Origin of the sequence: Microbulbifer sp. TB1203, assembly GCF_030997045.1 — a bacterium.
GTDB lineage: Bacteria > Pseudomonadota > Gammaproteobacteria > Pseudomonadales > Cellvibrionaceae > Microbulbifer.
In genome coordinates, this window is record NZ_CP116899.1 from 1,807,224 (window position 1) to 1,826,387 (window position 19,164).

Below are 19,164 nucleotides of genomic sequence, written 5' to 3' on the forward strand. Positions count from 1 at the left end.
ACAGGAGGGCCGCCACGAACCAATTTCAGGGGCACCCGGCAGGCTTCACCCTACCAAAAATGCTTGCCGGCCGATTTTTCCAGCAGCGCCAGCATCTCCCGATGCGCTTCTTCCTCCTCGGCACTGGCCTGAAGCACCGCCAGCTGCGGTCTGTCCGCTGCCAGCCGCCGAATGGCGCCAGGAGCGGGATCCCGTTGTTCGCTTTGGTTTTCCCCGGCCTCGGACTTGCGCTCGCCGCTCTGGGCCAGCATAAGATCCGTCTGGCCGCCGGTCATGGTCAGGTAGACGTCGGCGAGAATCTCGGCATCCAGCAGGGCGCCGTGCAGGTCCCGTTGTGAGTTGTCGACGAAATAGCGCTTGCACAGGGCGTCCAGACTGTTCTTTTGCCCCGGGTGCTTTTCCCTGGCCAGCGCCAGGGTATCCAACACCCCACAGTGGGCGATAACGCTCTTCCAGCGCGGGCTGCCCAGCCGTTTCAGCTCCCAATCGATAAAGCCCACGTCGAAAGGCGCATTGTGAATCACCAACTCCGCACCTTCGCAGAAGGTCATAAACTCATCGGCGATCTGCGCGAAGACCGGCTTGTCCTCCAGAAACTCATTGGTGATGCCGTGCACTTCGATAGCGCCGTCGTCCACTTGCCGTTCGGGATTGACGTACTGGTGGTAGTGACGCCCGGTAAGCTTCCGATTCACCACTTCCACGCAGCCGATCTCGATAATGCGATGACCGCTCTTCGGGTCCAGGCCCGTGGTTTCGGTATCCAGAACAACCTGACGCATTGCTATCCTCCCAATTCATCGATGCCGCGATTGGCGAGTTGGTCCGCGCGCTCGTTACCGGGGTGCCCGGAGTGGCCCTTGACCCAGTGCCAGTGCACTTCGTGGTGGGCTATGCCCTCTTCCAGTTGGCGCCAGAGGTCAGCGTTTTTTACCGGTTTTTTATTCGCGGTCTTCCAGCCATTGCGTTTCCAGTTGTGTATCCAACTGGTAATGCCCTGGCGCAGGTACTGGGAATCGGTGTGCAGATCCACGCGACACTGCTGCTTGAGCGCCCCGAGGGCTTTGATCGCCGCCATCAGTTCCATTCGATTATTGGTGGTGTGTTTCTCACCACCGAACAGTTCGCGCTCCGCATCGCCGTGAACCAGCAGAGCTCCCCAGCCGCCCGGCCCGGGATTGCCGCGGCAGGCGCCATCTGTATAAATAGTGACTTGTTTCAAGATGAGTGCTTTTTTGTATTGCAATAAAAAGCCGGCGATACCGGCTCTAGGAAGCCTCTAAAAAAAATGTGGCGCGCGGACACCGCCAGGCACACTCAGTAGTTTTTCAGAGGTTCCTAATGTTTCTGATGGCGCCGTCGCGCGGCAATCCGTGAACTCGAAGGGACCACGTTGATCGCGGGTTTGCGCTCCCCGCGCCAGTCGATTTTGATCATGCGCATACGCGCAACTTCTTTGCGCGCGACTATGATGTAAAAGCCTCCCCAAGGCAAGTGCCAGCGGGCCCCCAGGCGCTCCATCCAGGCGGTCTTCGCCAACAGTTCGCGCTGCTGCAACGGCAGCCGGAAAAATCCCCTCTCCACCTTGCCCGCCTGCAGGTCGAGCAGATTCATCCAGTCCGCCACCCGCGCCGCGCGCAACTGGTTACCCCGCTGGTGTGCACTGCCGGAGAACAGCAGCCGCGACAGCCCCAACAGGGAAAAGGGGTTGAAGCCGATCAGCACCATATGGCCGCCGGGGATCAGCACCCGCGCCGCCTCCCGCAGTACCTGGTGGGGCTGGGGGGAAAAATCCAGCAGGTGGTGCAGAAGAGCCACATCGATCGATTCCGAAGGGAGTGGCAACTGCTCGAACTCCACCTGGGCTGCACCCTTCTGCCCGCGGCAGGCACTGAAGCGGAAGCGGTGGTTGATACGGCTACACGCGGCGAAATCCACCGCACTGGTCACCCCCGCTTGCATCAAGTGGTAGCCGAACAGGCGCTCCACCAGCGGCTGGGCCAGGGCGAGCTGCTGTGACAGTATCTCTTCTCCCAGCCGGCTGGCAAACCAGCTGGCGAGGGCTGGGCAGGACTGCGCAAGGGATGGTTGCTCACCCCGCCGCCGGCCCGGAATGGATTTCTGCTCCATAGATTCCCTCTTTGTCCCTGTCTCTGAAACCCGGTTTTACCCGATCTGCTGGGACAGTATGAATTTTTTACTTTCCCGGAAAAAGCCGCAATATTCGACCAGTTTTCACAGCCCCTCCCGGCAAACGCCCTTCAGCCTATGATACTGTTATTCACCCAAGAGTAACGGGCCGTGGAAATGCTCACAATCTCACCCATAGCAGCCTTCAGTGACAACTATATCTGGCACCTGCAGCGAGACGAGCAGGACTGGGTGGTAGACCCCGGCGATGCGGGCCCGGTTTCGAATGCCCTGGGGGAGCGCAAACTCGACGGTATCCTGATCACCCATCATCACTGGGACCATACTGGAGGCATCGCTGAACTGACGGCAAAGTATCACTGCCCGGTGTACGGCCCCGGCTCCGTAGAGGGGATCACCCACCCGCTGACCGCCGACGACCGTTGCGAAGTGCTCGGATTCCCGGTTTCGGTGATCGGCGTGCCCGGCCACACCCTGGACCACCTGGCGCTGCTGCTGCGCGAAAATGACGGGCGAGTCGAGCAGAACCACCTTTTCTGTGGCGATACCCTGTTCGCGGCGGGCTGCGGCCGGCTGTTCGAGGGCACACCGGCGCAGATGTACAGCTCCCTGGCCAAACTCAGCGCCCTGCCGCCGGAAACCCGCGTCTACTGCGCCCACGAATATACCCTCGCCAACCTGCGTTTCGCCGCGGCGGCGGAACCCGGCAACCAGGCGGTGCACAACCGCCTCGCGCAAGTCGAGGAACTGCGCTCCAGCGGCAAAACCACGCTCCCCTCCACCATCGGTGAAGAACTGGCCACCAACCCCTTCCTGCGCTGCCACATCCCCGCCCTGGCCCGCCAGGCAGCCAACCATGGGGCCGCAGAAAACCCGGATGAAGTGGAAGTCTTCGCCTATCTGCGCCGCTGGAAGGACAATTTTTAGTCAATTATCATTGACCGAAACTTCTCCTCGTCTTTAGAATCAGATAATTACAACGAAAAGCTCAGGTATATCTCGAATAAGAGCCTTGAGCCGCAAGCCATAATAGACACCTGGATATCACATGGTTCACAGAAAGTTTGCCGTCGCGCTGCTCGCCGCGGCGGTGGGGGGCTGCGCCCAGGCGCCAAAACCCGATATTGCGCAAGAACACACGGGCAAAGGGATTGATATAGCTGCCAGTACCGCCGAAAGCTACACCCAGGCCCCAAGAGAGCGGGCCCTGCCGCCGGTGGACATCTGGGACCGGCTGCGCCGTGGTTTCCGTTTGCAGCGGCATATCGACCATCCCAAGGTGAAGGACTACATCGCCTACTTTTCCCGCAATGAAGGCTATATGGCGCGGGTCACCGAGCGTTCCCGCCGTTACATCTTCCATGTGACGGAACAGCTGGAAGCAGCGGGGCACCCCTTGGAGCTGGCACTGCTGCCCATCGTTGAGAGCGCCTACGACCCCTTCGCCTATTCCCACGCCCGCGCCTCCGGTATGTGGCAGTTCATCCCCGCCACCGGTCGCTCCTTCGGCCTCCACCAGAACTGGTGGTACGATGGCCGCAGGGATGTCCACGAGTCCACCCGCGCCGCCATCAAGTACTTCAGTTATCTCTCCGAGCGCTTCAACGGCGACTGGGAGCTGGCGCTGGCCGCCTATAATGCCGGCGAAGGCACCGTAAGCCGCGCCATAGACAGAAACCGCCGCCGCGGCCTGGGCACCAGTTTCTGGGATCTGAAGCTGCCACGGGAAACCCAGCGCTACGTACCCCAGCTACTGGCCCTGGCGGAGGTGGTTTCGCGCCCCGACTACTACCGCGTCCCTCTGCACGATATCGACAACCAGCCCTACTACGCCGTCGTGGATGTGGGCAGCCAAATCGACCTGGCCCAGGCGGCGGACATGGCGGGGATCGAGATCGAGGAACTCCAGCTACTCAACCCCGGCTACAACCGCTGGGCCACCGATCCGAACGGCAAGCATCAGTTGCTGCTGCCGATAGAAAAACGGGACACTTTTGTCAATGCTCTCAGCCGACTGCCCGAAGACCAGAGAGTAAGCTGGCAGCGCTACACGATCGCCCGCGGCGATACCCTGTCCACCATCGCGCGGCGCTATGAGACCACCGTGGCAGCGATCCGTCAGACCAACAAACTGCGCGGCAATACCATCCGCGCCGGCCACACTCTTCTGATTCCCAGCGCTTCCGGCCCCGGCGCGCAGTACGCTTACACCCTGGACCAACGGGTTGGTCGCCAGTCCTCCGGGAGTGGACGCAAGACCAGTTACACCGTGCGCCCCGGCGATACCCTGTGGGAAATCTCCCGCTCCCTCGGCGTGGAGATCCGCCAACTGGCCAGTTGGAACAACATGGCCCCCGCGGACACCCTGCGTCCCGGACAGAAGCTGGTCGCCTACAACACCGGCGGCGACAGCCCCACCACCCGCAAGCTCTCTTACCGTGTCCGCAGCGGAGACTCACTGTACCGCATCGCCAGGAAATTCAGTCTCGAAATCAAGGATATCCTGCGTTGGAACAGGATCACCGAGAAGAGCTACCTGCAGCCGGGCCAGCATCTGACCCTGTTTGTTGACAGCGCCGCGAGCGGATAATCAACAGTCAATTGGGAAGTGAGAAAGCAAAAAGCCCGCACGAGCGGGCTTTTTGCTTTCCGGGTGATCGGCGACACACAGCGCACCGACCACTCGCCACTATTGAACCTCAATATCCGCCTTGTCGGCCAGGAACTTCTGTACCGCGGCCAGCTCCGCCCTTCCGTTTACCGACGCTAACTGCTGCATCAGCGCACGGCGCTGCTCACTGCTCTGGCGGGCCAGCTCTCCGGGACGCACGTCGCGCAGTTGCAGCACTACCTGGTCTCCGGCGCTAGTGGCGAAACGGCTGGTCGTCCTATCGCGGGAATCCGAAGCGGGGAGAGAGAAAGCATGCTCGATAATCTCACCGCGCTGGCCGAACCCCCCGCGGCGGGTCTTATCGCTGGTCTCCAGGGTCAACTCCTGCGCCTCCGCCAACTCGGCGAAATCGCTCCCCTGCTCCAACTGTTGCTCCAATTCCTTCGCGCGAACGGCCAACTGTGCACTGGCCTTTTCGCGCTTGAGGCGGTCGACGATCTGCTCACGAACATCCGCCAGCGGATAGGTCCCGGCCGGCTGATGCTCGGTAACCCGCAGCACCAGGGCGTGATTTTCGCTGAGATTGAGCACGTCGGAAGTGTTGCGATCAACCATGACTTCCGGAGCAAAGGCCGCAGCCACCACCTTGTCGTTGGCGGCGATGCCGCTGCCACCTTCACGGCTGAACGGCCCGGCAGTCTGCAGCGGAACACCCAGGTCCTCCGCCGGCCCGGCCAGGGTTTCGGCGTTGTAGGCGAGATCCGCCAAGCGCCCCAGGGCGTCGACAAATTCACGCTCGGCTTCCGCATTGCGCAGCTGCGCGGCAATGGCCGCCTTGCGCTCCTCGAAGCTTGGGGGCTCGGCGCCGGCCACTTCCAACAGCTTGATAAAGTGGGTACCGCTCTCAGTAGTTACCGGTGCGGATACCTCCCCTTCCTCCAGGCCCGCCAGGGCGTCCTCGAAGGGCTCAGGAAAGACGTCGCCAGTGGTAAAGCCCAGATCACCCCCCTCCTCGCGGGAAACGATGTCATCGGAGTAAGTTTTCGCCAGTTCGGCAAAATCTTCGCCGGCATCCAGCTTGGCCTGGATTTCGGCAATTTTCTCCTCATTACCCTCTTCCACCAGAATGTGCGCCGCGCGACGGCGGGTCTGCTCCTGGAAGTTGGCCACCTCCTGCTCGTACTGGGCGCGCACATCTTCTTCCGACACATCGATATTGTCGGCAAACAGCGCCGGCTTCAGCTCAACATATTCAATGGCCACTTGCTCGGGGCGCTGGAATTCGTCCTGGTGGTTTTGATAGTAGGCTTCGATCTCGCTGTCCGGAACCGTGGTTTCCGCGAGCAGATCCTGTACCGGGAGTACCACGTAGTCGAAGTCGCGCTCTTCCATGGAAATGGCCACCACCTGCTCGGCATCCTCGCGGGTGGCAAAGGCGCTTTCCGACACGCTGTCTGTGTACTGCTGCAGGACGATGTCCCGCTCCATGATCTGGCGGAAACCAGCCGGGCTATATCCCATACGACGCAGGGCGTCGCGATAGGTCTGTGGATCAAACTTGCCGTTTACCTGGAAACCCGGAATCTGCACAATTTCCTTGTCCACTCCCGCCGGGCTCATCACCATGCCGCTGTCCTGTGCCGCCTGGCGCATAACCGCGCTGTTAACCAGCTGCTGTAAAACCGGCTCGCGCAACTGTTCGTCGCTCAGGAGGTCCGCCGGGACGTTGTCACCATACTGGCTCATGATCATATTCCGGCGATTCTGGATCGCGCGCTGCAGATCCAGATTGGTGATCTTCTCCCCGTTGATCTCCGCCACCTTGTCGGCGGACCCACCACTTGCACCGGTGAAAAAATCAATTCCCCCAATGACCATAATAAAACCAAAAAAGCCCGCCACAATAACTGCCGCGGTGCCCTTCAGGTTGTCTCGCATGGACTGAAGCATGCTCAGCTCCGACTGTTGACTCTAAAATTTATTCTTGAAGCCCAATGTATCGGGCTCCCGTATCAGATACAAAAAAGGCGCATCCGAGTGATACGCCTCTCTGAAGCTTCGGTTTGGTGTGAGGCTTCTTAATTTACCGCACTCTCTACCGCATCCTTCAATTTACCGCATCCTTCAGGGCCTTGCCGGCTTTGAAGCCCGGAACCTTGGCCGCGGGAATCTGGATTTCATCGCCGGTACGCGGGTTGCGGCCGGTACGCGCAGCGCGCTCTTTAACGGCGAAAGTGCCGAAACCTACCAGAGCCACCTGATCGCCTTTTTTCAGGGCACCGGTAATGCTATCTACCATTGCGTCCAGAGCACGGCCGGCAGCTGCTTTCGGAATATCTGCAGATGCGGCAATCGCTTCAATCAGTTCGGACTTATTCACGCTTAATCCCTCTGTTCTTTTCTTAAGTATGTTTCAGGCGCCCCTTCCGGAACACCTCCTTCCGGAACGCCTTTGCGTTCGAGCCTTCAATCGCCGGCCACTTAGGTGCCGGTCAATAAGCCACGATTTATACCAACTGCCCGGTAGCGGGTCAAGGAACCACGGGGCTTTCCGGGTAGTTGGACAAAACTCCAACAGGTTTCTGTCACGGGCAGATTATTTTTTAGCCTAAGCGGGCAAGTCCTGGAATTGTCCATCACTGCACTTTCGTCGCCCCGCTCCATCCATGGACAGGCGCTTTCGGCATCCAGATCGGCGCGCCGCCGGTTTGCGCCTATTCCACAGGCTGCAATGCGAAGATCCTGCTGTCGATGTCCTTGATTCAACGGAGTTTTTAGTGAGTGTGTATAGAACGTTGCGAGCGCTCCTCAGCCTGTTTCTGCAGCGCCGAATACTCCTCGTCGGACAGGGACTCCGGCTTGTGCTCCAGCGCCAGCTCCAACACCTGATCGATCCACTTGACCGGTTTAATGACCAGGTCCTGCAGGATATTGTCCGGAATATCCTTTAAGTCGCGTTCATTATCTGCCGGGATCAGCACCGTCTTGATTCCCCCCCGGTGTGCCGCAAGCAGCTTCTCCTTGAGACCACCAATCCGCAGAACTTCTCCCCTCAGGGTGATTTCACCGGTCATGGCCACTTCCGAGCGCACCGGGATTCCAGTGAGCACCGAGGCCAGCGCGGTGCACATGCCGATACCCGCCGAGGGACCATCCTTGGGCGTCGCTCCCTCCGGCACATGGATATGAATATCGCGGGTCTCGTGAAAGTCCGGGGCAACGCCCAGAGACTGGGCCCGCGCGCGCACCACAGTGAGCGCGGCCTGGATCGATTCCTGCATCACGTCGCCGAGGGAGCCGGTCTTGACCACCCGGCCTTTGCCGGGGACTGCAGAAGCCTCGATGGTGAGCAGGTCGCCGCCTACCTCGGTCCAGGCCAGGCCGATCACCTGGCCGATTTTATTTTCCTTTTCCGCGCGGCCGAAATCATACTTGCGCACACCCAGCAGGTCTTCCAGTTGCTCTGGTTTGACGACCATTTTTTCACTGGTCTCTTCGCGCACATGCTTGGTCACCACTTTGCGGCAGATCTTCGCAATCTCGCGATCCAGGTTGCGCACGCCAGCCTCACGGGTGTAATAGCGCACGATATCACGCACGGTATCGTTGCCCAGCGACAGTTCGTCGTCCTTCAAACCGGCGGCCTTGCGCTGCTTGGGCACCAGGTAACGCTGTGCGATGTTGAGTTTCTCATCCTCGGTGTAACCGGGCAGGCGAATCACCTCCATGCGGTCCAGCAGCGGGCCGGGAATGTTCATGGAGTTGGATGTGCATACGAACATCACGTCGGATAGATCGTAATCCACTTCCAGGTAGTGATCGTTGAACGATTTGTTCTGCTCCGGATCGAGCACTTCCAGCAGTGCCGAGGCGGGATCACCACGCTGATCCATACCCATCTTGTCCACTTCGTCGAGCAGGAATAGAGGGTTCTTGACCCCCACTTTGGAAATCTTCTGCACCAGCTTTCCGGGCAGCGAGCCGATATAGGTGCGCCGGTGGCCGCGGATTTCCGCTTCATCGCGCACACCGCCCAGGGCCATGCGCACATACTTGCGGTTGGTGGCACGGGCGACGGATTCACCCAATGAGGTCTTGCCCACCCCGGGCGGCCCCACCAGGCAGAGAATAGGCCCCTTGACCTTCTTCACCCGCTTTTGCACTGCCAGGTATTCGAGGATGCGCTCCTTGACTTCCTCCAGGCCGTAGTGGTCCTTTTCCAGGATTTCCTCCGCCTTTTTCAGATCGTGGCGCACGCGGCTGGCTTTTTTCCAGGGTACACTCAGCATCCAGTCGATATAGCTGCGCAGCACCGACGCCTCCGCAGACATAGGCGACATCATTTTCAGTTTGCCCAGTTCCGCGCGGGTTTTCTTCTCCGCCTCCGCGGACATACCCGACTCGGCGATTTTTTTCTCCAGCTCTTCGACTTCGCTGGGCTCCTCGGTAATTTCACCCAGCTCTTTCTGAATGGCCTTCATCTGCTCATTCAGGTAGTACTCGCGCTGGCTCTTCTCCATCTGCTTCTTGACCCGGCCGCGGATGCGCTTCTCCACCTGGATCAGATCAATTTCCGAATCCATCAGGCCGAGCAAGTGTTCCAGGCGCTGTTTGACGCTGGCGGTCTCCAGCAGCTCCTGTTTCTGCGGCAGCTCCAGGGACATATGCGCGGCGATCGTATCCGCCAGGCGGCCCGGCTCGTCGATGCCCGACAGGGAGGTGATCACCTCATTGGGGACCTTCTTGCTGACCGATACATACTGTTCAAACTGGGTCATCGCCGAGCGAACCAGAGCCTCAGCTTCAGCCTCCGGCAGCTCTTCGGTCTCCATGGGTTCGACTGTGGCCCGGTAGTGGGTGTCACCGTCGGTGACCTCCAGGATATTGACCCGGCGGCTGCCCTCCACCAGCACCTTGACGGTGCCGTCGGGCAGTTTGAGCAGTTGCAGGACACTGGCAACGGTGCCTACCCGGTAGATATCTTCCGCACCGGGATCATCCTCGGACGCCTGGCGCTGTGCCACCAGCAGTACCTGTTTGTCGTTGCGCATCGCCGCTTCCAACGCATCGATGGATTTCTCCCGGCCGACAAACAGCGGAATCACCATGTGCGGATAGACGACGACGTCACGCAGCGGTAACAGCGGGTATTCAAGTGTGGTATCGGATGGCTGGTCCATGGAACTCCTCTCGGCCCGAACACTGGGGGTTGGCGCGGCATTCAATGGCTTCTGGTCAAAGAACCGTCAGTCTCAAGTGGTCACCGCCAGCTAGTTGCTAAAGATTGGGGGCCGGCGACTGGAATACAAGTCTAATCTAAACGGGAATTTGCGCCGACATAAAAAACGGCAGGGCCGAAGATCTGACCGGTCAAGCCATCTGGTGGTCGGCACGAACAAAAAAAGCCCCTTAGCGGGGCTTTTCTTCGCAGCCTGCCGGTTTACTCCTCGGGAGCGACCTTCTGTGACTCGTTGTTCTCGTAGACCAGCAGCGGCGCCGATTCCCCTTTGATGACCGCCTCGTCGATCACCACCTTGGCCACGTTGTCGGTGGACGGGATGTCGTACATGGTCTCCAACAGCACGGACTCCATAATGGAACGCAGGCCGCGGGCGCCGGTCTTGCGCTCCATGGCCTTGGTGGCCACGGCGTCCAGGGCATCGGGGCGGAAATCCAGCTCCACGCTCTCCATCTCGAACAGTTTGGCGTACTGCTTGGTCAGCGCATTGCGAGGTTCGGTGAGGATCTTCACCAGTGCGACGCGATCCAGCTCCTCCAGGGTGGCGGTGACCGGCAGGCGGCCCACAAACTCCGGGATCAAGCCGTAGCGCACCAGGTCTTCCGGCTCCAGGTCGCGCAGTACCTCGCCGAAGTTGCTCTTGCTGTCCTTAGACTTCACTTCGGCGCTGAAGCCGATACCACCCTTCTCCGAACGGTCGCGGATCACCTTGTCCAGCCCCGCGAAAGCGCCGCCACAGATGAACAGGATGTTGGATGTGTCCACCTGCAGGAACTCCTGCTGCGGGTGCTTGCGACCGCCCTGAGGCGGCACCGAGGCCACAGTGCCCTCGATCAGCTTGAGCAGCGCCTGCTGTACGCCCTCGCCGGAGACATCCCGGGTGATGGAGGGGTTGTCGGACTTGCGCGAGATTTTGTCAATCTCATCGATGTAGACAATGCCCTGCTGGGCCTTTTCCACGTCGTAATCGCACTTCTGCAACAATTTCTGGATAATGTTTTCCACGTCCTCGCCGACGTAGCCTGCCTCCGTGAGGGTGGTGGCATCGGCGATGGTAAAGGGCACGTTGAGCAGCCGCGCCAGGGTTTCCGCCAGCAGGGTCTTGCCGCTGCCGGTGGGGCCCACCAGCAGAATATTCGACTTGCTCAGCTCGACTTCTTCCTTGCCCTTGACGCCACTCTTGCTGCGCAGTCGCTTGTAGTGGTTGTACACCGCCACTGCCAGCACCCGTTTCGCGCGCTCCTGGCCAATCACGTACTGGTCGAGGATGTCGGTAATCTCCCTCGGCGTGGGCAGGCGCCCCTCGGGGCCCTCGGCGCTCTCCTGCACTTCTTCGCGAATGATATCGGTGCAGAGCTCGACGCACTCGTCGCAAATAAACACAGACGGGCCCGCAATCAGTTTGCGCACTTCCTGCTGGCTCTTGCCACAGAAGGAACAGTACAGCAGTTTGCCGTTGTCTTCTCCGCTGCTCTGGTCGGTCATCAAAATACTCCGTGGTCTCTCAGCCAGCCGGCGGCCCGGCTATCAATCGGTCTTTGTTCAATAGCAAGATGCTGTGTTTTGGCGGGTTTTTCAAGCCCTTTGTGATGGCACCCGGGGTTCCGAATGCCAGATCAGACAATCGGCACCTCAGTCGACCAGAAATGACCAACCGGTCTTATTTTTCGGCAACCAGGCGGCGTGCCAGCACATCGTCCACCAAGCCGTATTCCTTCGCCTCCTCGGCGGCCAGGAAGTGGTCGCGCTCAGTGTCCCGCTCTATTTCCTCCACACTGCGACCGCTGTGATGCGCCAACAGTTCATTCAGGCGGTGGCGGATCTTGAGGATTTCCTGCGCGTGGATATGGATATCGCTGGCCTGGCCCTGAGCACCGCCGCTGGGCTGATGAATCATCACCCGGGAGTTTGGAGTCGCATAACGCTTGCCGTTGGCGCCTGAGGCCAGTAGGAAGGCACCCATACTGCAGGCCTGACCTATGCACATGGTGCTCACGTCCGGCTTGATAAACTGCATGGTGTCGTAGATAGACATGCCGGCGGTCACCGACCCGCCGGGAGAATTGATATACAGGTGGATGTCCTTGTCGGGGTTTTCCGCCTCGAGGAACAAGAGCTGCGCGACCACCAGATTGGCCATATGGTCTTCAACCTGGCCAACCAGAAAAATCACCCGCTCCTTTAACAGACGGGAGTAAATGTCGAAGGAGCGCTCGCCTCTGGCAGTCTGCTCCACCACCATGGGCACCAGGCCGGTGGCTGTCGGATCAATAGAGGACTGGGGATATTCGAAACGTGCCATAGGTACCGTTGCTTCCTTTTTTGGCTATTAGGCGAGAACGCCGGGCCGGCGGCGCAAAACTGAAAAAATCGGTCTTTCTGAGCTTAACCGGTCAGGCGTGAGAAAGCCAGCCGGGGAAGGGGAAGGAAAAGATCGGCGCCCACCCTTGCGAACGCCGATCGGCAGGCATCAACCCTGTTGCTGGGGCTTGATCACATCGTCGTAGTTGCTTTCAACATCACTGACTTCGGCGGCCTCCAACACGAAATCCACCACCTGGTCTTCCAGCACGACGGACTCCACACCGGACAGCAGTTCGCGGTTGCTGTAATAGTATTCCACCACCTCTTCCGGCTGCTGGTAGGTGGAGGCCAGCTCCTCGACCTTGGTCTTGACGCGATCCGCATCCACCGAGATTTTGTTTTGCTTGACGATCTCGCCAACCACCAGGCCGAGCACCACGCGACGCTTGGCCTGTTCTTCAAACATGGTATCCGGAAGCATTCTCGCCGCGTCTTCCGCAGGGATCTGGCCGCCAAACTGCTGGACCATCTGGCTGCGCAGGGTGCGCACTTCGCCGGCCACTAGTGCCGCCGGCAGCTCCACCTGATGCTTCTCGAACAGCTGGTCCATCACCTGGGTTTTGACCTTGTTCAACGCCGCGTTTTTCAATTCGCGCTGCATGTTGCCGCGCACTTCCTCGCGGAACTTCTCTTCACCGCCCTCTTCCACACCGTAGGATTTGAAGAATTCTTCATTCAGCTCGGGCAGCTCGGGTTTTTCGGACGCAGTGACCTTGATATTGAAAGTGACCTCGGCGCCGCGCAGATTTTCCGCCTGGTAATCCTCCGGGAAGGTGACCTCGATATCCTTTTCCTCACCGGGCTTCATCCCCAGAATGCCGTCTTCGAAACCGGGGATCATCTGGCCGGAACCGAGCACCAGCTTTTGGCCTTCCGCCTTGCCGCCCTCGAACTCCTCGCCGTCCTTGCGGCCGACGAAATCGATGGTCACACGGTCGCCTTTCTGCGCCTTGCGTTTGGTCTCCTTCCAATCGGATTGCTGCTTGCGCAGCACTTCGATCATATTGTCCACGTCCTTGTCGGTGACTTCCGCCGCGGGACGCTCCACTTTCAGCGTTCCCAGGTCGGTCAGCTCGACTTCCGGGTAAACCTCAAAAGTAGCGGTGTATTCCAGGTTTTCGCCGGGAGCGGTCTGTTTGGCCTCGATGCTCGGCTGGCCGGCGGGTTTCACCTGTTCTTTCTGCACCGCTTCGTAGAAAGAGCGGCTCATGACTTCGCCAAGCACTTCCTGACGCACACCGGCACCAAACTTCTGGCGTACCACTTTCAACGGCACTTTGCCTTTGCGAAAGCCGTTGATGCGCACGGTTTTGGCCGCCTGCTGGAGGCGCTTGTCCACTTCCTTGTCGACGATTTCCGCCGGCAAATTAACCGTTAAGCGACGCTCCAGGCCGGAAGTTGTTTCAATGGAAACCTGCATGTTGATCCTCGTGAGACTCTTTCTGCTTTTTGCGCCGGGGCGCCAAATACAAACAGCCCGCGCCTACACCCTCAGGCGGCACGGGCTGCGGAATTCGCTTTGGTGGGGACGGGGAGACTTGAACTCCCACACCTTGCGGCACCAGAACCTAAATCTGGCGTGTCTACCAATTCCACCACGTCCCCAAAAACTTCCCCGACGCTAACTCATTGATATCTATGCAATTTACCGCATACACACCGGGGCCCGGCGGCGAGGGGAGCAGATTGTGCCACAGGCGGTGGGGGGCTTCAATATATAGGGACCCGGGAAAGAATGCCGACATCTGATGCGAAGGCCCCGCTGTCGGGGGCATTCGTGAAACATTTGCCGATCAGGCTGTCGGGCGAGCGGCCACCGGCGGCGGGGCCGCCATCGAGTTCAACGCTTGGATTCAGCGACCAGCAGAGCCGTTCCCGCTACAGCCGAAACCACGTCCATTGCCGCCCCTGAGGCCAGCAGCCAGGCGGTCTCCGCCTCTGCTGGAATGCCGCCTAACTTCAGTTCGCCACCGACCACCATGGCGATCCGATAACTCTCCCCGCCATCCAGGTGATAGTCGCCGGGAACAAAGAAGCGGATGCGGTCGACGGTAAAGTCGGCAAAGTCCACAATGCGCTCGCGCACAAAGTGGCCGTCGCTTTCCAGCTCCAGGAAAGGCGCCTGTTCCGGCGTATCCAGCCGCACCTTGGCGAGCGCCTCTTCCGTATCCCAATGCCCCTGGGTCAGCACCTTCTGCGCAAAGGAGAGTATCTTGCGCTCGTACACCGGGGTCTGGAACTCCACCGTGCGCACACCGTGCTGCAGCGAGTGTGGCGTATGGGTGGGGACCGAAATCACATCGCCGACCTCCAGCGGGCGCAGCGCGGTAAAGCTGTCCATGGCCGCGCGCAGGCGCTTTTCTTCCCCGTGCAGCTCTTGCGGAAGCTGGTCCGCCCACGCCTTCAACAGCTCCGCCGGCAGCGGTTCATTGGCGTCGTATCCCCCCCCTTCACGCAGGATATCGAAGCGGTGATCCACCTCCTCCCGCACCAGCCGGTACTCGGCGACGGCCTCGCGGTAGGCGGCGAGAAACGCCTCGTCGGATCCCATCTCCCGGCGCTTGCGCTGGTTGAACCCAAAGCGAATGGCACCGCGCCCATCGGGCCAGGCCCGCGGATCCACCCGGGTGACGATATAGATTTCGCGCTTTTCCTCGTGCATCTCGAAATAGAGGTCGCCGTAGACCTCATCCGGCAAGGGGTCGAGGATCTTGAGCAGGTTTATACCCCGCTCGTCGCCGGCGGCGAAACGCCGCGGCAGCGCCGCCAGCAGCCAGGGCAGCGGTACCAGCCGCCCCGGCTCACCCACCCCCGACTGACCCCGCTGCTCGATGCCGCTGTACCAGATCTCCCGCCCCCAGGGTTTCGGAACCGATACCGGCTGCAGCGGCAGCGGCGCATCCAGGTCGAAAACCGGGAGTTCCAGTCGCTCGGCCAGTTGCCGCGCGCCCTCCCCCTCGTCCGGTTCGGCTTTTTTCCCAACGGCGGCGTACACCGGGCCGCCCTCCGTCTCGCGCCAGAAGAGTGTCAGCAGCGGCAGTTCCGGCTCACCGGGCAGGTAGTACTGGCAATGCACAAAGCGCACCGTCAGGGAGAAAGGGGACTGATCCCGCGCGGCCAGCAGTTGGTCAAGGCAGGTTTCGGGAGATGGGTGATCGACGACTTGCAACAAAACGACTCTCCACTAAATGTAGGAGCGGCCGTTGGCCGCGATCGAGAGTGGTTCAATCCACAATTGATCGCGGCCAACGGCCGCTCCTACCGGGCTTTCACGCGGCCCTATAAAGGCCGCGACAAAGCCTACACTCTTTCCACAATCGTGGTAATACCCTGGCCAAGGCCAATGCACATGGTGGACACACCCAGGTCCCCGCCCTCGTTCTGCATCACCGACAGCAGGGTACCGGTGATACGCACGCCGGAGCAGCCAAAGGGGTGACCCAGGGCGATGGCGCCGCCGTAGAGGTTCACCTTCTCGTCCATCTGGTCGAGCAGCTCCAGGTCTTTCAACACCGGCAGCGCCTGGGCGGCGAAGGCCTCGTTCAGCTCCATCTTGTCGATATCCCCGATACTGAGACCGGCGCTCTTCAGTGCCTTCCGGGTGGAAGGCACCGGGCCGTAACCCATAATCGACGGATCCACACCGGCCACGGCCATCTCGCGCACCCGGGCGATGGGCGTCAGGCCCAGGGACTGGGCGCGCTCGGCGGACATCACCAGCATCACCGAGGCGCCGTCGGTGATCTGCGAGGAGGTACCAGCGGTCACCTGGCCGTGCTTGGGGTCGAACGCCGGCTTCAGTTCCGCCAGCTTTTCCACGGTGGTGTCCGGACGGATAGTCTGGTCGCTCTCCACCAGGTAGGGCACGCCGTCGTCGTCGTGGCCTTCGATGGCGATGATCTCTTTGTTGAACTTGCCCTCATTGGTGGCCGCGGCGGCGCGCTGGTGGGAGCGCGCGCCAAACTCGTCCATCTGTTGGCGCTGGATACCGTGCATCATCGCCAGGTATTCCGCGGTCATGCCCATGGAGCCCGCGGCTTTGGCCATAGTGCGGCCCAGCATTGGGTTGGGGCTCACGTGTTCCATCATGTTCAGGTGCCCCATGTGCTCGACGCCGCCGACCACGTAGACATCGCCCAGGCCGGCGCGGATACTGGCGGCGGCGGTATGCAGCGCGGACATGGAGGAGCCGCACAGGCGGTTGACCGTCTGCGCGGGTACGGTGTGCGGCAGGCCGGCACGCAGCAGGATAAAACGGGCCACGTTGAAGCCCTGCTCGTCCCGCTGCATCACACAGCCCCAGATCAGGTCATCGATCTCCGCGGGGTCCAGTTTGTCGTTGCGCTCCAGGAATTTCTTCAGCAGCTCCGCGGACATGTCGTCGGCGCGTACATGGCGGTAAATACCGTTCTTGGAGCGGCCCATGGCCGTGCGGGCATAGTCGACGATTACGGCATCTCTGGGATTTAAACTCATTTCAATTCTCCAGTATCGCTGTAGGAGCGGCGGGGCGGCCATCCGCCGCTGGCCGCGACTCTCTGCTATCGCGGCCAGCGGCGGATGGCCGCCCCGCCGCTCCTACAGGAAGATTGTTCTGTTATGAATAGTAGGTTTCGCCCTTGGCGGCCATTTCCCGCATGCGTTCGGTGGGCTTGTACAGCTCTCCCAGGTCGGCGTACTTGTCGGCGATCTCCACAAAAGTCTTCAGGCCCATATTGTCGAGCCAGGCAAAGATGCCGCCGCGGAAGGGCGGGAAGCCCAGGCCGTAGATCAGCGCCATATCCGCTTCCGCGGGGGATTCCACAATGCCCTCTTCCAGGCAGCGCGCCAATTCGGTGGCCATGGGCACCATCATGCGCTCGATAATTTCGTCTTTTTCGAACTCGCGGCGCTCGGACACATGGGGCTTGAGCAGATCGTAGGACTCCTCGGTAGGCACCTTCTTCTGCTTGCCCTTCTTGTCTTCCTCGTAGTTGTAGAAGCCTTTATCGTTTTTCTGGCCGTAGCGCTTGGCTTCGTACATCACGTCGGACGCGGCGGTGAAAGACTTGCCCATGCGATCCGGGAAGCCCTCCGCCATTACTTTCTCTGCGTGCACGCCGGTATCGATACCGACCACATCCATCAGGTAAGCGGGGCCCATGGGCCAGCCCCAACGCTCCATCACCTTGTCGATTTCCTGGAAATCGGCGCCGTCGCGCACCAGCATGGAAAAGCCGGCGAAATATGGGAAGAGCACGCGGTTGACCAGGAATCCGGGGCAGTCCCGCACCACGATGGCCTTCTTGCCCATTTTGTTGGCATAGGCCACCACCCGGGCAATGGCCTTCTCGGAGGTTTTCTCGCCGCGGATCACTTCCACCAGCGGCATCTTGTGTACCGGGTTGAAGAAGTGCATACCGAGGAAGTTTTCCGGGCGCTCCAGCGGCTCTGCGAGGTGGTCGATGGAGATAGTGGAGGTGTTGGTGGCGATCACCGTATCTTCGGTGACCTTTCCTTCCACTTCCTTCAACACAGAGTGTTTTACCTTCGGATTTTCCACCACGGCTTCCACCACCACATCGACATCGTCGAAGCCGTCGTAGCTGAGCGTGGGCTCAATGCGGTTCAGCACCTCGCCCATTTTTTCCGCGGTCAGGCGCCCGCGCTCCACCAGTTTCGAAAGCAACTGATTGGCGTGCTTCAGCCCCAGGTCGATCCCGTCCTGGGCGATGTCCTTCATCTTGATGGGCACGCCCTTGTAGGCGGACTGGTAGGCGATGCCGCCGCCCATAATGCCCGCACCCAGCACCGCGGCGCGCTCGATTCTCTTGTCGGCTTTCTTTTCCCAGCCCTTTGCTACCTTACCGATCGCCTGGTCGTTGAGGAACAAGCCCACCAGGGACTTGGCGGTATCGGTCTGCGCGCACTGGATAAACTGCTGCTGCTCTATCTTCAGCGCCTCGTCGCGGTCGACTTTGTAACCCTGCTCGATGGAGGTCACCGCCGCCACCGGCGAGGGATAGTTCTTGCCCGCCTGCGCGCCGACGAATGCCTTGGTGGTGAAGAAGGCCATCAGCGCTTCGGTGTCGTTCAGCGGGATGGGGGACTTCTTGATTTCGCGGACGGCGCGGTAATCCAGTTTGCCGTCGATCGCACGCTGGAGCAGCTTCAGCGCTGCGTCCTTGAGCTTATCCGCGGGCACCACCGCATCCACCGCGTTGGCGGTGAGCGCCGCGTCCGCTTTCTGCTCCTTGCCGGCGGCGATCCACTCGGCGGCCACATCCACGCCGACGATGCGCGGCAAACGCACGGTACCGCCCCAGCCCGGAAGCAGGCCCAACTTCACTTCCGGCAGGCCCACTTTGGCCTGGTCGCTCATCACGCGGAAGTCGCAGCCGAGACACACTTCGAAACCGCCACCGAGGGCGTAGCCGTTGATTGCCACCACACTGGGCACCGGCAGGTCTTCCAGGCGATTGATATTTTCATTGTTCTTGTTCATCAGCTCGGCGATACCTTCCGGCCCGGCGGAGAAGGCTCCGCCAAACTCAGTGATATCGGCACCGACGATAAACACATCCTTGCCGCTGGTGAGAAGTACACCTTTGACGCCGTCTGCCGCCTCGATGGCGTCCAGCGCCTGGGAGAACTCCGCAACCGCCTGTCGATTGAACTTGTTGACGGATTCGCCTTGCAGGTCGAAATTGAGTTCGGCGATGCCGTTGTCCAGCATCTGCACTGAGAGTGCCTTGCCATTGAATAACATGAATTGACCTCTTTTTTTCGGGGCTCGGAATCCTGCCCGGGGTCGAAAATT

The 19,164-nt window shown here is 60.3% G+C and carries 14 protein-coding genes and 1 tRNA gene; 2 read left to right on the forward strand and 13 right to left on the reverse strand.

The window, feature by feature from the left end:
* Nucleotides 1–50: 50 nt before the first annotated feature.
* From dnaQ to PP263_RS07685, 3 genes are all read right to left on the reverse strand, one after another.
* Entirely contained in the window at nucleotides 51–782 is a 732-nt protein-coding gene (gene dnaQ / locus PP263_RS07675) for a DNA polymerase III subunit epsilon (protein WP_308367807.1), read from the reverse strand.
* Nucleotides 783–784: 2 nt separating this feature from the next.
* Nucleotides 785–1,222, reverse strand: coding sequence for a ribonuclease HI (rnhA, locus tag PP263_RS07680; protein WP_308367808.1), 438 nt, complete (start codon nucleotides 1,220–1,222; stop codon nucleotides 785–787).
* Between the two features lie 116 nt (nucleotides 1,223–1,338).
* The gene (locus tag PP263_RS07685; RefSeq protein ID WP_308367810.1) at nucleotides 1,339–2,130 is read right to left on the reverse strand and encodes a class I SAM-dependent methyltransferase; all 792 of its coding nucleotides are present in this window, start codon (nucleotides 2,128–2,130) and stop codon (nucleotides 1,339–1,341) included.
* Between the two features lie 177 nt (nucleotides 2,131–2,307).
* Between PP263_RS07685 and gloB the strand changes: the two genes are divergently transcribed.
* A complete protein-coding gene (gene gloB / locus PP263_RS07690) occupies nucleotides 2,308–3,078 on the forward strand; it encodes a hydroxyacylglutathione hydrolase (protein ID WP_308368581.1) in 771 nt (256 codons plus the stop codon).
* Between the two features lie 121 nt (nucleotides 3,079–3,199).
* Nucleotides 3,200–4,741 carry a LysM peptidoglycan-binding domain-containing protein gene (locus PP263_RS07695; RefSeq protein ID WP_308367811.1) on the forward strand — a complete coding sequence of 514 codons (1,542 nt, stop codon included), beginning with the start codon at nucleotides 3,200–3,202 and terminating at the stop codon, nucleotides 4,739–4,741.
* A gap of 99 nt (nucleotides 4,742–4,840) precedes the next feature.
* On the opposite strand, the gene PP263_RS07700 is transcribed toward PP263_RS07695, so the two are convergent.
* The 10 genes from PP263_RS07700 to fadB all read right to left on the reverse strand — a co-directional run bounded on the left by PP263_RS07700 (nucleotide 4,841) and on the right by fadB (nucleotide 19,113).
* Entirely contained in the window at nucleotides 4,841–6,712 is a 1,872-nt protein-coding gene (locus PP263_RS07700) for a SurA N-terminal domain-containing protein (protein WP_308367812.1), read from the reverse strand.
* A 157-nt stretch (nucleotides 6,713–6,869) separates the two neighbouring features.
* Nucleotides 6,870–7,142 carry a nucleoid-associated protein HU-beta gene (hupB, locus tag PP263_RS07705; RefSeq protein WP_183458451.1) on the reverse strand — a complete coding sequence of 91 codons (273 nt, stop codon included), beginning with the start codon at nucleotides 7,140–7,142 and terminating at the stop codon, nucleotides 6,870–6,872.
* A gap of 394 nt (nucleotides 7,143–7,536) precedes the next feature.
* Nucleotides 7,537–9,942, reverse strand: coding sequence for an endopeptidase La (gene lon / locus PP263_RS07710; protein WP_308367813.1), 2,406 nt, complete (start codon nucleotides 9,940–9,942; stop codon nucleotides 7,537–7,539).
* Nucleotides 9,943–10,202: 260 nt separating this feature from the next.
* On the reverse strand, nucleotides 10,203–11,486 hold the full coding sequence (clpX, locus tag PP263_RS07715; protein WP_308367814.1) for an ATP-dependent Clp protease ATP-binding subunit ClpX: 1,284 nt from the start codon (nucleotides 11,484–11,486) through the stop codon (nucleotides 10,203–10,205).
* Nucleotides 11,487–11,661: 175 nt separating this feature from the next.
* Complete coding sequence (gene clpP, locus PP263_RS07720; RefSeq protein WP_308367815.1) at nucleotides 11,662–12,303, reverse strand: ATP-dependent Clp endopeptidase proteolytic subunit ClpP; 642 nt, start codon at nucleotides 12,301–12,303, stop codon at nucleotides 11,662–11,664.
* A 168-nt stretch (nucleotides 12,304–12,471) separates the two neighbouring features.
* Nucleotides 12,472–13,785 carry a trigger factor gene (tig, locus tag PP263_RS07725; protein ID WP_308367816.1) on the reverse strand — a complete coding sequence of 438 codons (1,314 nt, stop codon included), beginning with the start codon at nucleotides 13,783–13,785 and terminating at the stop codon, nucleotides 12,472–12,474.
* A 100-nt stretch (nucleotides 13,786–13,885) separates the two neighbouring features.
* Nucleotides 13,886–13,970, reverse strand: a tRNA-Leu gene (locus tag PP263_RS07730).
* Nucleotides 13,971–14,205: 235 nt separating this feature from the next.
* Nucleotides 14,206–15,537, reverse strand: coding sequence for a hypothetical protein (locus tag PP263_RS07735; RefSeq protein WP_308367817.1), 1,332 nt, complete (start codon nucleotides 15,535–15,537; stop codon nucleotides 14,206–14,208).
* A 128-nt stretch (nucleotides 15,538–15,665) separates the two neighbouring features.
* Nucleotides 15,666–16,841, reverse strand: coding sequence for an acetyl-CoA C-acyltransferase FadA (gene fadA / locus PP263_RS07740; protein WP_308367818.1), 1,176 nt, complete (start codon nucleotides 16,839–16,841; stop codon nucleotides 15,666–15,668).
* 121 nt (nucleotides 16,842–16,962) lie between these two features.
* The gene (gene fadB / locus PP263_RS07745; protein WP_308367820.1) at nucleotides 16,963–19,113 is read right to left on the reverse strand and encodes a fatty acid oxidation complex subunit alpha FadB; all 2,151 of its coding nucleotides are present in this window, start codon (nucleotides 19,111–19,113) and stop codon (nucleotides 16,963–16,965) included.
* Nucleotides 19,114–19,164 lie beyond the last annotated feature (51 nt).

Bases quoted from the DNA above. Each gene is read 5' to 3' on its own strand.
- dnaQ (WP_308367807.1), bottom strand. From the start codon at position 782: ATGCGTCAGGTTGTTCTGGATACCGAAACCACGGGCCTGGACCCGAAG.
- PP263_RS07700 (WP_308367812.1), bottom strand. From the start codon at position 6,712: ATGCTTCAGTCCATGCGAGACAACCTGAAGGGCACCGCGGCAGTTATT.
- fadA (WP_308367818.1), bottom strand. From the start codon at position 16,841: ATGAGTTTAAATCCCAGAGATGCCGTAATCGTCGACTATGCCCGCACG.
- lon (WP_308367813.1), bottom strand. From the start codon at position 9,942: ATGGACCAGCCATCCGATACCACACTTGAATACCCGCTGTTACCGCTG.
- clpX (WP_308367814.1), bottom strand. From the start codon at position 11,486: ATGACCGACCAGAGCAGCGGAGAAGACAACGGCAAACTGCTGTACTGT.
- tig (WP_308367816.1), bottom strand. From the start codon at position 13,785: ATGCAGGTTTCCATTGAAACAACTTCCGGCCTGGAGCGTCGCTTAACG.
- fadB (WP_308367820.1), bottom strand. From the start codon at position 19,113: ATGTTATTCAATGGCAAGGCACTCTCAGTGCAGATGCTGGACAACGGC.
- PP263_RS07685 (WP_308367810.1), bottom strand. From the start codon at position 2,130: ATGGAGCAGAAATCCATTCCGGGCCGGCGGCGGGGTGAGCAACCATCC.
- clpP (WP_308367815.1), bottom strand. From the start codon at position 12,303: ATGGCACGTTTCGAATATCCCCAGTCCTCTATTGATCCGACAGCCACC.
- gloB (WP_308368581.1), top strand. From the start codon at position 2,308: ATGCTCACAATCTCACCCATAGCAGCCTTCAGTGACAACTATATCTGG.
- PP263_RS07695 (WP_308367811.1), top strand. From the start codon at position 3,200: ATGGTTCACAGAAAGTTTGCCGTCGCGCTGCTCGCCGCGGCGGTGGGG.